A 12,452-nucleotide genomic window follows, 5' to 3' on the forward strand; every position below is an offset into this window, starting at 1 on the left:
ATATTCGCCATGGCAACGAAAAAGCGCGCAACAACTTTTGCAGGCAAGCGACCCAGCGCCGATAAAACCCCCGCCGCGAGCGGTCCGAAAGACGACACACTGACAGACGCCGGCAAGCAGCCCAGTGGCAATGCGAACGATGCGGCCCGGGAAATCCGCGCGAAAAAGGACGCCGTTCGCCGCAAAGCGCTGAGTCGCCGTCAGGAGCTGCGTCCCTCCGAGCGTTCCGCAAAATCGCGTGACATCTGCAACCAGCTCCTCAATGCATTGAGGAGCAGCGGCATCAAGGGCAAAAACGGCCAGCCGCCCACCGTCGCCGTGTATGCGGCGCTTCGCTTTGAGGTCGACCTCGACCGCTTCATCCGCGGCGCCTATGCCTTTGGTTATCGCATCGTGTTCCCGTGCATGATTCCCAATGAATCCCCCTCCGGGGCAATCTGCATGCGCTCGGTTTCGTGCAACAACTATCTGGGCGGAAACGTGCCGTTCATCGTGGATCCACGCAAGGCATGGGGTCCCGCGGTAACCGAAGAGCACCAATCCCGCACCAGCACGCCCGCTGGTGCCACCCGCCGCTTCATCCCGTCGCGCGTGAAGGGCAGCGTGCCCCCCAAGGACAGCACGCGCTTCCCCGTGGTTCCTCCTCGAGAGATCGACCTGCTCATCGTGCCGGCCACCGCTTTCGACGAAAACGGCAACCGCCTAGGTTACGGGCGCGGTTCCTACGACCGCTATCTAACGCAGCTACGTTCCGATTGCCAGCTCTTGGGCGTCGCCTTCGCCGAGCAAGAGGTGAACGAAGTGCCCTGCGAACCGCACGACCGCGTTATCCCGCAGTTCATCACGGCGTAGACGAACAACACACCTGTCATCAAACGCAAAAGCCGCAGCCTAAACGAGCTGCGGCTTTCTTTTTTCCGAACGAGTTTCGCGCATCGCTCCCTGCTCGCTTACAACTGCGTCAAATCGTACGGTGTGGTCTGATACACGTAATAATTCAACCAGTTGGTGTAGATGAGCTGCGCCTGCGCACGCCATGTGCACAAAGGCTCGCGCGCGGGATCGTCATCGGGGAAGTAATTCGCCGGCACCTCGGGGTTGATGCCCGCCTTCACGTCGCGCTCGTACTCGAGACGCAGCGTGTCCGCATCGTACTCGGGATGACCAAACACGAAAAAATGCCTGCTGTTCACACTCTTTGCCAGGTACAGGCCCGCCTCGTCGGAAACGGCGATCACCTCAAGGTCGGGGTGCGCCTCGACCTCGGCCAAATCCACGCCGGTGTAGCGCGAGTGCACCGCATAAAAGCGGTCGTCCACACCGCGCACCAACGGAGAGCTCGGCTTGACCAAATGATGCTCGTAAACACCCGACAGCTTGACGGGCATCTCATACTTGTCGATGCCGTAGTGGTGGTACAGCCCCGCCTGAGCTCCCCAGCAAATGTGCAGCGTCGAGTGCACGTTGGTCTTCGACCAATCCATGATGTCGACGAGCTCGTCCCAGTAGTCCACATCCTCGAACGCGAGCTTTTCCACCGGCGCACCCGTGATGATCAGACCGTCGTATTGCTCGTTGCGCACGTCCTCAAATGTGCGATAAAACGTTTTGAGGTGCTCGGGCGATACGTTTTTCGCCTCGTGGCTCAACGTGCGCAGCAGATCGACCTCAATTTGCAACGGCGTGTTCGAGAGTTTGCGCATGAGCTGCGTCTCGGTGGCGATCTTGGTGGGCATCAGGTTCAGGATGAGCACGCGCAGAGGACGAATATCCTGATGAATAGCCCGATATTCGGTCATGACAAAGATGTTCTCGCTCTCAAGCGCCGCTGTTGCGGGCAAGGCGTCGGGAATCCTGATGGGCATGGCGCGCTCCTTTTTTCGTTACAAGCCATCCCATAGTACGACACCTTTCCCCGTGCGCAAACGTACTCGTGTGGAGCTTTTGAGCCGAAACGCAACTGCTCACCCTGGTTGATGCCCATAAAATGTAAGCGCAAATTTCCCTGCACGACGTTATCGAAAGCAACCGCACGCTGTTAGAATTCGTGCATGAAGGCAATTCTCTTACGAGAAGGGAACACTATGGATCGCCTGAAGGACAAGGTCGCAATCGTCACCGGATCAACCAGCGGTATCGGTACGGGCATCGCCAAGATGTTCGGCGCTGAGGGCGCCAAGGTCGTCGTGTGCGGCCGCAACGAGGAACGCGGTCAGGCCGTAGTCGACGACATCGTCGCCAACGGCGGCGAGGCTGTTTTCCAAAAGGTCGACATCACCAAACCCGAGACCATCGACGCCCTATTCGCCGACACCAAAGAGCGTTGGGACGGCATCGACGTACTGGTGAACAACGCCGCCGGTATGGCACTCAAGGATGGCCGTGTTGACGAGCTCTCGCTCGAGGACTGGGACGCCGTGTTTGCCAGCGATATCCGCTCGACGTTCTACTGCATCAAGACCGTTCTGCCCTATCTGCAGGAGCGCGAGGGCGGTTCCATCATCAACATCGGTTCCATGGCCGCCTGCAGTGGCGACCTCGGCTCCACCGCGTATGCCTGCGCCAAGGCGGGCGTCGACAAGCTCACCGAGTACACCGCTCTTCAATACGGCAAGCAGAACATCCGCTGCAACTGCGTGCGCCCCGGCCTGATTGTCACTCCGCAAAATGAGCCCAGGATTCCTCAGCCGCTCAAGGACATCTTCCTGTCCAACATCGAAGTCAACCGCTATGGCAACCCCGATGACATCGCGGCCATCTGCGTGTACCTCGGCTCTGACGAGAGCGAGTACTTCACGGGTCAGATTCTCACGGTCGACGGCGGACTCAACGCTCACGTTCCCACCGTTGCCCAGTTCCGCGCCATGGCTTCGCGCACCTGGTAATACAGCATCCCGACGACTCGTCGCTCGCATTAGTTGAGCCTCCTCGACGCCCGAGCGCCTAGAGGGCACACAAGGCGATTCGTCGTGTGCAAGCTGCCTTTCCGGCCGTATTCGCCCCTATGCTCCCGAGCATCTTTCGAGCATAGGGGCTTTTGCATCGTCTTAAACAGTAAGGATTCCCCTGTGGCAAACGCCGCCGACATCACCGACCGCGTTTTCGGTCGCTTCATAGAGCTCGCCCAACTCACCATCGTCCGCCGCATCATCACGACCGTCGCCGTCGTGATCTCGGCGCTGATGCAGACGTTCCTCATCCAGGCGTTCGTCAATCCCATCAACCTACTTCCGAGCGGCTTTACTGGCGTCGCCGTGCTGCTCGACCGCATCACCTCGCTCGGGGGCATCCACATCGATGTCTCTTTGGGCATGCTCGCGCTCAATATCCCCGTTGCGCTCCTGTGCCTCAACGGCATCAGCAAGCGGTTCGTCGCCTTTTCGATGCTGCAGGTCGCTCTGTCCTCGATCATGCTCAACATCTTCAATTTCGGCCCGTTTTTGGGCGACAAGATCATGCTGCTCATTTTTGGTGGCGTAATCTCAGGGCTCTCCATCGCCATCGTCTTAAAGGCGGGCGCTTCGACGGGCGGAACCGACTTTATCGCGCTGTGGGTTTCAAACCGCACCGGTAAAACCATCTGGGGTTTGATCTTCGCATTTAACTGCGCGGTGCTTTGCGTGTTCGGTGCGATGTTCGGCTGGGACAACGCGGCGTATTCCATCGTGTTCCAATTCATCTCCACCAAAACCATCGACAGCTTCTACCATCGATATGACCGCGTGACCCTGCAGATCACCACGCGAAAAGCGGATGAGGTCATGACGGCGTATGTCAACCATTTTCAGCACGGTATCAGCTGCGCCGAGGTCATCGGCGGTTATAGCCGCGAAAAGATGTACCTACTCCACACCGTCGTATCAACCTATGAGAGTCAAGACATCGTTCGGCTCGTCACCCACATCGACCCCGATGCCGTCATCAACGTGTTCCACACGCTTGATTTTGTGGGCGGCTGGTGGGGCGGTTATGTGGACGAGCCGCTTCCCGCCGCAGTGCCCGATCCCGATAAACCCGCGCGTCTGCTCTCCAAACAGGCGCGACGTCACAAGACGTCCGAGCTGCAGCAGGACGACGGCCGCTAGCTGAATGGGCAGACAAGCTGCATGACAAGAAGGACGTTCGCGCTCACCGTGCAAAACGACGACCGTTAATTGAATAAACGCGCAAGGCGAGAAGTCCGCTCTTCGGCATATGTTGCCGAGCGCATTTCCTTATGTGCTAGCTACGAGAACAGCTTGGCAACGTCTTCGGACAACCCGCGGGCAACATCTGCTGCCTCGGATTGCGCCAGGGAAATTTCGCTCGCAAGCGCAACGCCGTGCTCGTCGGAAATGAGGAATGGCACGGCACCCTCACCCGCCATGTCGAGTGCACAGGAAAGCGGGACGTCATCCGTAAGCATGCGTTCAACTGCACATCCCTTGGTCTGCGCGAGTTGTTCGACCAGCGTCGCAACACCGCACAGCGGCTCATCGGGCGTAGCGCAAAGGCAAATGCTGCCGTCGCACGTCGTCCATGCAAGCAACTCGGGAGCTACGCCCGTCATCGCCGCCTCAGTGCGACTCGCCTCGGCACGCGCAACCAGCGCAGCGAGAGAGCAATCGGGCAGCGGCTCATACGGCCCCACACTCATGAGCGCATCGCCGTTCACGTCGATAACCAGCATGAGCACGCCGTTCGGATCCTCGTAGGATCCCTCGAACAGCGACCACTCCACGTGCTGTTTTGCCCATGAAAGCATGTTATGCGTGAGCGGTGCCCCGTTTACCACACGATGGGAAAGCGCGCGGATGTGACGGTTGAGTAGCGGGACCTGGCGCTTGCTCATGCGCCAGCGACACACGAGCGCCGGATCGGCAAGCTCGAATTTCTCAAGCCCGCGCTCCTGTTCAGCGCAAAACGTCTCGTACTTCGCGCATTCCTCCGCAGAATTGAAATAGTCTTCAAGCTCGCTTGCCACGAAATCCTCCCATAGAAAACGACTCACCCGGAACGCGTGCCCCGAGTGAGTCATTGTAGCAGGTAAAACCGAGTGCCTATCGCACCCCCACCAGCTTAGTGGCGGAAGTGGCGCGTACCAGTGAACACCATCGCGATGCCGTACTCGTTACAGGCGTCGATGGACTCCTCATCGCGGATGGAGCCGCCCGGCTGGATGATGGCCGTCACGCCGTGCGCGGCGAGCGTGTCCACATTGTCGCGGAACGGGAAGAACGCGTCGGAGGCGCAGGCGTATCCGCCCAGCTCCTGACCCGTGCGCTCACATACCTCGTCGGCGCGCTGGCAAGCCAGCAACGCAGAGTCGACGCGGTTGGGCTGGCCGGGACCCATGCCGATGCCCATCTCGTTCTTGGCAATCAGGATGGCGTTGGACTTCACCGACTTGCAGACCCTCCAAGCAAACATGAGGTCGCGCATCTCGGCATCCGTGGGCTTGCGCTCCGTAGGGAACGTGAAGGTGGCGGGGTCTTCCTCGACCGTGTCCACGCACTGGACGAGCATACCGCCGTCAACGGTGCGCATCTCGAGCGTGGCGTGACCCTCGGCGCCGCCCGTGGCGAGAACGCGCAGGTTCGGACGCTTTGCCAGGCGGATAAGGGCCTCGTTGGAGAAGGACGGGGCGATAAGGACCTCGACGAACAGCTTGTCGCGATCGGCGAAGTGCTCCACGAGCGAAGCGGGGACCTCGCGGTTGACAGCGACAATGCCTCCGAAGGCGCTCTTGGGGTCGCACGTGAACGCGCGGTCGTACGCCTCGGTCACGTCGCCCGCAACAGCGGAACCGCATGGATTCTGGTGCTTGAGGATCACCACGGCCGGCTCGTCGAACTCGCGCACGGCGTTCCAAGCGGCCTCGGCGTCGAGGAAGTTGTTGTACGAAAGCGGCTTGCCCTGAATCTGCTTGGCGCCCACGAGCGGAGCGGAGGAGCTGCCCAGAGCGGCGAACTCGTCGGCAAAGCGATACACGGCGGCAGTCTGATGCGGGTTCTCGCCGTAGCGCAGGTCCTGAGCCTTCTCAAGGTGCAGGTCAAACGCCGCAGGCGGCTCAAACTGCCCGGCAGCGGCAGGCGCGGCAGCGGTGTCCTCGGCCTGGGCGGCAAGCCAGGTGGAAATGGCGGTATCGTACGCGGCGGTCGTTGCATACACCTTGCACTGCAGCTTGCGGCGCAGCTCAAGCGTGGTGGCGCCGTCATTGGCGCGCATCTCGGCGAGCACCGTGTCGTAATCGGCAGGATCGCTCACCACGGTCACAGCCGCGGCATTCTTGGCGGCAGAGCGCAGCATGGAGGGACCGCCGATGTCGATGTGCTCGATGGCATCCGCGAAGGTGACGTCAGGCTTGGCAACGGTCTTCTCGAACTCATAGAGGTTGACCACGACCATGTCGATCATCTTGATGTCATGCTCGGCAGCCTCGGCCATGTGCTGCTCGGAATCGCGACGGCACAGCAGGCCACCATGGACCTTGGGATGCAGCGTCTTAACGCGGCCGTCCATCATCTCGGGGAAGCCCGTGAACTCCTCGATGGGGGTGACGGGAATACCCGCAGACTCAATCGCCTTCGCCGTCCCGCCCGTAGAGATAACCTCAACACCAAACTCGTTTACGAGCGCGTTTGCGAACTCGACCACACCGGTCTTATCCGTCACCGAAATCAACGCGCGGGTGATCTTCCCAACGGAAGCCATGGTCCCTCCTTCACCTGATGACGCGGCGCAGCGCAAAAGCCCGCCGGCCATGAATAAAACCCTCCTTACTGTACCGCAGCTTGCGAACTCGGGAGCATATAAGTCGCTCGACTTTGAGCAAACGCGCCGATAATCCATGGTGGTTGCGCGTAGAATCCGCGGAGAGCGGATAGCTCCATGCATACACCACAATATATGCGTCCCGCGGTGGTACAAACGTGGGAGACGAAAGGAGGGCCATGGTTTCGCGCGTCACGTACAGGCCCTTTGAGGAGGATGACTTCGAGGATCTCGCTGAGATTCTCCATCGGGAGTGGTACGACCATTTGTCCGCTCCTGAAGTCGGCCTTCTCGCGGCGAAAAACGACCTCGCCTACATGCTCTCCATCTCCACATTTTCCCAAGTTGTTTTTGTTGACGATTCGGCACGCGGCATCGTGCTCGCCCGACCCGACGGAAAGCGCACGGTCACCAGCAGCCGCTGGCGCAAGATTTCCGAAAACTATCTGCGTCAGATGCGCGAGCTGAGCCCGCTGGACGCCGCGGAATACTGGGAGACTATGGAGCTGGAAAACGCCAAAAACAGCAAGCTCCTGGAGAAGAGCGGGTTTGCCAAAAGCGGAGAGATTTCCCTGCTTGCCGTATGCAGTTCGACGCGCGGCATGGGCCTGGGCAGTGTGCTCATCGACGCGGCGACGTCCTATTTAGCCTCGATAGGCGCTCATAAGGCGTTTTTGTACACCGACACCGACTGCACCTGGGATTTTTACGAGCATCACGGCTTCAAGCGCGCATGCACGTATCGCAGCACCCGCGATGAGCGCCGCTTACTCGCCAAAGAGATGTACGTCTACGGGCTGGACCTTTCCGCGTAACGTTTTAGCGCGTTAGAACGTTCCGCCGCCGCCTCCGCCAACGCCGCCGCCTCCGCCGCCGGAGAAGCCGCCGCCAAAACCGCCGCCCGAGCTATCGGAGCTCAGCATAAGCGAGCGCATGGACGTGCTATAGGAATCGGACAGCTTATTCATGGGCGAATGCAGGTCGCCATAGGAGTAGTACCAGTAATAGCTGGGGTAATAGTACCTACCGTCGTCATCGATGCACGCCTCCCTAGGCACCGCGTCGGCAAGCTCGCGCACCACGTCCTCACTCACGCCAAACGCCACGGCCATCACGAGCAGCTTGTTCCACAGGATCAAGTCGCCTGGAACCGCCTCATTCAAGCGTGTGAAATCCTCGAGCCAGCGTTTGAGGGCGACGCAGCGATTGCGCAGCTCGACGGCCTCCTGCGTGTACTTCTTCGCCGTAAACGCCAAGGGAATCGCAGCGAGCGCGAGCAGGATGCTCGCCAGGATAAGCGGGAGATTCATGCCGTCGGTCGCGATGAGGAAGAACACGCCCGCGATGAATATGATCGCCGATGCGAAGGTCGTCGCCACCGGCAACGCCGCGGGAATCTGGTTGGTCAAGTTGCGCGCTTCAAGCCGGGCTTTGACCTCCTCTTTGAACGATCCGACCGAGCTGTCGTCTTCTGGATCGGCGTCCTCGAACGTGTCATCGAAGCAAACCAGGTCGCCATCCTGCATATTCTTTCCAAAGTACAGCTCAAGCGCGATTCGGTCGATGCGACTGTGCACGCCCGCCTTGTTGAGCAAACGCAGTGCATAATCCGTGACCTCGCGCTCACCGCGCAGGAACTTCTTCTCCTTGCGCGTGGTCCGCACGAGCTCGACCACATGGTCGTCCGTGAGCTTCATGAGCGTTGCCACGAACGCGCAATCCTGTACCTCACCTCCGTTTATGAGCGCGGAGAGAACGGCAGGATGATCTCTTGAGGGAAGGTCGCGGAAATAGGTTTCCTGAAACACCGGCTTGGGCTTCTTGTACTTGGTGAAGCGCAGGCCCGCGACCACCACGAACAGAATAGCTGATGCACCCACGAGCACCACAGTACCCACGGTGGCAAGTGTGCGCGCACGTTCGCGCCGCGCATTGGCCTCATCTGCCCAGACACGCTCTTCTGCAAGCACATCTTCGATGCGCGACGTGCCGGCAACTTCGAGCCCAGGAACCCAATCGGTTGGGAACAACGCGCGTACCTCGGCAAACTGTCCGAAGGCAACCTTTGGCGCGGAAAGGACAACGGAGAGGTCGTCCGCGGTGGCGTTGACCTCCACCGTGCCGTCGAGCGGACCATGGCCCCACGCGCGCAGCGTGGCGTCATCTGTGCCGGTTATTGCCGGTGAACCTGAAGCCGCTCCGGAAAAGGTAACTTCAAGCTGCACATCGTGCGCAGACTCTTCCCACTCAGAGCCGATGAACTGCCAATACAACTCTGCAGTGTCCGACCAAGCCATCACGGCGCCGCGCAACGTGTAACTCAGCGTGACCGTAGCCGAGTCGTCTTCCTCCTGCGGCATGAACACCTTGAGCTCGAGACCTTCGCCGTTCTCGTCCACCGTGTAGACGCCCGTGTCACCGTTATACGCATCCCGCACCTGGTCAAATTCGAGCGTCTGGCTGTTGAGCCAGTATGCCGTTCCCTCAACCTGAACACTTTGGATGTCGATGGAGGACGAATTCCCTTGTTGATTGTCTGCAAAGGGGATGCTCCAGAACACACCGTTCACGTCTTCATCGAAGGAGAAGGTGCGCTTCTCGCTCACGATCAAGTCGCCATTGGGCTGGACATCGGCCGTTATGTGAACGCGCGGCAATTCGTAGGCCTGCGCTGGTGCTGACGAGAAAAGCAGCAGGAAAAGGGTGCAGGCAAAGGCAGCGAACAGACGCTTGAAATGACGGTTTGCCATCCGCATGGCGACTCCTTTGAGAGAAAAACGTTGCGCCTATTGTAACCGCAGAAGGGTAGCTTTCGACAGGAAGGCGGCTGATTGTACGCGAACAACGAGGCCGGCTTCTACGAGCGTCCCGGGCTGCGCGAAGTATGCAACCGTGCGAGAACGACAAAGCCAAACCCCTACGAGAGTCTCGGGCCGTGCAAAGTATGCGACCGTGCACGAACAACGAAAAGACAGCCGCTCCCTCCTGTTCCCTTGCCGTTGCCTATGAATTTCTGCCTAATAACGCCCTCAAGCTGTAGAAAACCATAGGCAACGGAAATATGACCCGACAACTGCCCATGCCCCAGTGCCGTTGCCTATGGATTCTTGCCTTTTGCAGGGCTGAAAATGCAGAAAGCCATAGACAATGGAAACGCGATTCCGAGAATCCGTGCGTCGCCCATGGCGCGCCCCCGTCGGCGAGGGTGCCCGTCGACTGGTCGGAAGGGCGACTTGCGAGGTCGGGAGCGCCGGCGCGGGGCCCTCCGGATGGCCCGGGGACGCACGCGCGGCTGGTTTTTCTTTCAAATGGGCCCTAAATTGGCAAAAAATGCCAGATTATGACATCCGAGGCTTCCCATGGAGGGGCCGGATGCCCCTCAACTCACACTCCCATGTTTCCATGGTTGGAAAACGCGCAGGTCAGGAGGGTGCTCCATTTTCCCCAACTCGACGGGCGCTCGCCCGTTCCCCTCCGGCCGCCCCTCGGGACCGCACAATCTGGCATTTTTTGCCATTTTCTGGACGGAGGCAGAAAAACCGTCGGGAACACCCGCGAGCCGCCAGGCCCGGAAGGCGGGGCCGCACCCGTTTACGACATCCGGGACAGAAGCGGGGGCATGGGCAGAAAACCATAGGGAGCGGAAACATGACCCGGCAGGGCCCGCCCATTGCCTATGGATTTCCACCTTATAACGCTTCCGAAATGCAGATAACCATAGACAATGGAAATGCGGACCGGCAGCTGCCCATGCCCCCATGCCGTTACCTATGGATTCCTGCCTAATAACGCCCTCAAAACGCAGGAGACCATAGGTGATAGACGGGCGGCATGGGCAACGGCGGAACAGCGCAGGGAAGTTTCGCAAACAAGACCATGGCGGCCGCGCGGGCCAAGAAGAGAGCGGGCCACACGGACCCGCCTCCCATATCAAACGCAGGGGTGTACGGCCGCGAGGTACCAGGGGGTCCCCTTTTGGCATCTTGGGCTGTTTTTGGGCATCTGACCCTCATTTTCGAGACCCGAATGCCGAAAAACAGCCCAAAGCTTCGGAGGGGGCGAAGTGGCTGACATGCGACGTAAGCAACGGCGCGCGGGCCAACAAAAAAGCGGGCCGCGAGGACCCGCTTCTCAAATCTAACTGGCGGAGAGCTGGGGATTCGAACCCCAGATTCCCTTTGGGGGAATACTCGCTTAGCAGGCGAGCACCTTCGGCCTCTCGGTCAGCTCTCCGGAACAGCCAGATGATGATAGCGCACTTTTTCCTGCTTGAACAGTGCGTAGCGAAGTTTCCGCAAACTACCCGAAGAAGCCTTCGCCCACCACGATACTCTCGCGATGAGCGCGAATCGCATCCCACGAAAACGCATCCGCAAGTTGAGCGGCGCTGCACGGCTCGTCGCTCGGAGCGATTCCCGCTGCATACGCCAAAAAGCCAAGCAACTTTTCCGGCGTGCCAAAACGCTCACGCAAACTTGCCATATCGCAATCGCGATCCCGCTTGGACAAACGGCGGCCGTCAGGAGCGACGACCAACGGAACGTGTGCGTACTCGGGATGTTCATATCCCAGCAAATCCTGCAGGTACATCTGACGCGCCGTCGAGCTCAGCAGATCGCATCCACGTACGACCTCCGTCACGCCCATCGCCGCATCGTCCACCACGACCGCAAGCTGATAGGCAAAGACCCCATCACTTCGACAAACAAGGAAGTCGCCGCAATCGCACGCAAGCATCTCGCATTGCGGCCCATATGTGCGATCGACAAACGAAATCTCGCCAGCGGCATCACCTGCCTCGGGAACACGCAACCGCAGCGCAGGCCGTCGCACCTTGGCGCGCTCCTCAACCTCGGCGGCACTCAAGTCACGGCACGCGCCTGCATACACCGGCGTTCCATCACTTGCGTGCGGAGCACTTGCGGCGTGAAGCTCGGCACGAGTGCAAAAGCAGGGATACACCAAACCCGCGTCCTCAAGGCGAGCAAGCGCTTCACGATAGAGCTCGATACGTTCGGTCTGGTAATACGGCCCCTCGTCCCATTCAAGCCCCAACCAGCGTAAATCATCCATGAGCAGTTCCGCCCACGGACCGCTTCGCGCGCGATCGTCAAGGTCCTCGATGCGCAGCACCATGCACCCGCCCGCGCTGCGCACAGACAGCCATGCGAGCAGCGAGGAAAACACGTTGCCCAAATGCATGCGCCCCGTCGGCGACGGGGCAAAGCGGCCAATCGGCGTAGAAAAACGCGAGCCACGTGAAGCCCGTGCGCCCCACGAAGGTTGCACGAATGATGAGTTAAAACGCGCGGCAGACGCGGCAGGTGTCATCGCACGCTCTTGTTCATTCGCCCCAGATCGCATACTCAAGTCCGTCATCACGTGCACAGGCTATGCCCACGGATCGCGCTCGAACAACGGCTCGGGCTCGGGACGACGATCGGAATACGGATCGTAGCCGTCGTCGTCCTCGTTTTCCGCGCGAATGCACGGGTCGAGCGGCCGTTCTTCTTTGTCGTGTGATGAAGTGGCATGTCGATCCTCTGCCATGTACTTCCCCTCCGCCTTCAATCCAAAGTTTCGACCCATGCTAACAAAAGGCGGCAAGCCCGCAAGGACCTGCCGCCAAAATCATTTCCAGTGCCGCGACGTCCGTCAGTTGAACGAAGGGCCACTATTCAGACGAATGCCGCCACTTG

At 59.8% G+C, this 12,452-nt stretch carries 10 protein-coding genes and 1 tRNA gene; 4 read left to right on the forward strand and 7 right to left on the reverse strand.

Translation table 11 applies throughout. The annotated features are described in order from the left end of the window. Positions 1-9: 9 nt before the first annotated feature. Complete coding sequence (locus tag C1711_RS04580; RefSeq protein WP_102337992.1) at positions 10-852, forward strand: 5-formyltetrahydrofolate cyclo-ligase; 843 nt, start codon at positions 10-12, stop codon at positions 850-852. 98 nt (positions 853-950) lie between these two features. Here the strand turns inward: C1711_RS04580 and metA are convergent, their stop codons facing one another. Further along, the gene (gene metA, locus C1711_RS04585; RefSeq protein ID WP_102337993.1) at positions 951-1,865 is read right to left on the reverse strand and encodes a homoserine O-acetyltransferase MetA; all 915 of its coding nucleotides are present in this window, start codon (positions 1,863-1,865) and stop codon (positions 951-953) included. Between the two features lie 219 nt (positions 1,866-2,084). On the opposite strand from metA, the gene C1711_RS04590 reads away from it, so the two are divergent. Continuing rightward, the gene (locus C1711_RS04590; RefSeq protein ID WP_102337994.1) at positions 2,085-2,885 is read left to right on the forward strand and encodes an SDR family NAD(P)-dependent oxidoreductase; all 801 of its coding nucleotides are present in this window, start codon (positions 2,085-2,087) and stop codon (positions 2,883-2,885) included. 183 nt (positions 2,886-3,068) lie between these two features. After that, positions 3,069-4,085: a YitT family protein gene (locus C1711_RS04595; RefSeq protein ID WP_102337995.1), complete on the forward strand. Its 1,017-nt coding sequence runs from the start codon at positions 3,069-3,071 to the stop codon at positions 4,083-4,085. 140 nt (positions 4,086-4,225) lie between these two features. On the opposite strand, the gene C1711_RS04600 is transcribed toward C1711_RS04595, so the two are convergent. Both C1711_RS04600 and purH read right to left on the reverse strand, forming a co-directional pair. Continuing rightward, positions 4,226-4,963 carry a hypothetical protein gene (locus C1711_RS04600; RefSeq protein WP_102337996.1) on the reverse strand — a complete coding sequence of 246 codons (738 nt, stop codon included), beginning with the start codon at positions 4,961-4,963 and terminating at the stop codon, positions 4,226-4,228. Between the two features lie 95 nt (positions 4,964-5,058). Continuing rightward, positions 5,059-6,693 carry a bifunctional phosphoribosylaminoimidazolecarboxamide formyltransferase/IMP cyclohydrolase gene (gene purH, locus C1711_RS04605; RefSeq protein ID WP_102337997.1) on the reverse strand — a complete coding sequence of 545 codons (1,635 nt, stop codon included), beginning with the start codon at positions 6,691-6,693 and terminating at the stop codon, positions 5,059-5,061. Positions 6,694-6,932: 239 nt separating this feature from the next. Between purH and C1711_RS04610 the strand changes: the two genes are divergently transcribed. Beyond that, positions 6,933-7,568 carry a GNAT family N-acetyltransferase gene (locus tag C1711_RS04610; protein ID WP_102337998.1) on the forward strand — a complete coding sequence of 212 codons (636 nt, stop codon included), beginning with the start codon at positions 6,933-6,935 and terminating at the stop codon, positions 7,566-7,568. 12 nt (positions 7,569-7,580) lie between these two features. Here the strand turns inward: C1711_RS04610 and C1711_RS04615 are convergent, their stop codons facing one another. The 4 genes from C1711_RS04615 to C1711_RS07730 all read right to left on the reverse strand — a co-directional run bounded on the left by C1711_RS04615 (position 7,581) and on the right by C1711_RS07730 (position 12,303). Then, positions 7,581-9,503, reverse strand: coding sequence for a DUF2207 domain-containing protein (locus C1711_RS04615; RefSeq protein WP_102337999.1), 1,923 nt, complete (start codon positions 9,501-9,503; stop codon positions 7,581-7,583). A 1,392-nt stretch (positions 9,504-10,895) separates the two neighbouring features. Then, a tRNA-Ser gene (locus C1711_RS04620) sits at positions 10,896-10,986 on the reverse strand. Between the two features lie 66 nt (positions 10,987-11,052). Further along, on the reverse strand, positions 11,053-12,084 hold the full coding sequence (gene gluQRS, locus C1711_RS04625) for a tRNA glutamyl-Q(34) synthetase GluQRS (protein ID WP_102338000.1): 1,032 nt from the start codon (positions 12,082-12,084) through the stop codon (positions 11,053-11,055). Between the two features lie 60 nt (positions 12,085-12,144). Beyond that, complete coding sequence (locus C1711_RS07730; RefSeq protein ID WP_159060052.1) at positions 12,145-12,303, reverse strand: hypothetical protein; 159 nt, start codon at positions 12,301-12,303, stop codon at positions 12,145-12,147. Positions 12,304-12,452: the final 149 nt, after the last annotated feature.

Source organism: Collinsella provencensis, from assembly GCF_900199705.1.
GTDB classification, from domain to species: Bacteria; Actinomycetota; Coriobacteriia; order Coriobacteriales; family Coriobacteriaceae; genus Collinsella; species Collinsella provencensis.

Bases quoted from the DNA above. Each gene is read 5' to 3' on its own strand.
- C1711_RS04580 (WP_102337992.1), top strand. From the start codon at position 10: ATGGCAACGAAAAAGCGCGCAACAACTTTTGCAGGCAAGCGACCCAGC.
- metA (WP_102337993.1), bottom strand. From the start codon at position 1,865: ATGCCCATCAGGATTCCCGACGCCTTGCCCGCAACAGCGGCGCTTGAG.
- C1711_RS04590 (WP_102337994.1), top strand. From the start codon at position 2,085: ATGGATCGCCTGAAGGACAAGGTCGCAATCGTCACCGGATCAACCAGC.
- purH (WP_102337997.1), bottom strand. From the start codon at position 6,693: ATGGCTTCCGTTGGGAAGATCACCCGCGCGTTGATTTCGGTGACGGAT.
- C1711_RS04610 (WP_102337998.1), top strand. From the start codon at position 6,933: ATGGTTTCGCGCGTCACGTACAGGCCCTTTGAGGAGGATGACTTCGAG.
- C1711_RS04615 (WP_102337999.1), bottom strand. From the start codon at position 9,503: ATGGCAAACCGTCATTTCAAGCGTCTGTTCGCTGCCTTTGCCTGCACC.
- gluQRS (WP_102338000.1), bottom strand. From the start codon at position 12,084: ATGACACCTGCCGCGTCTGCCGCGCGTTTTAACTCATCATTCGTGCAA.
- C1711_RS07730 (WP_159060052.1), bottom strand. From the start codon at position 12,303: ATGGCAGAGGATCGACATGCCACTTCATCACACGACAAAGAAGAACGG.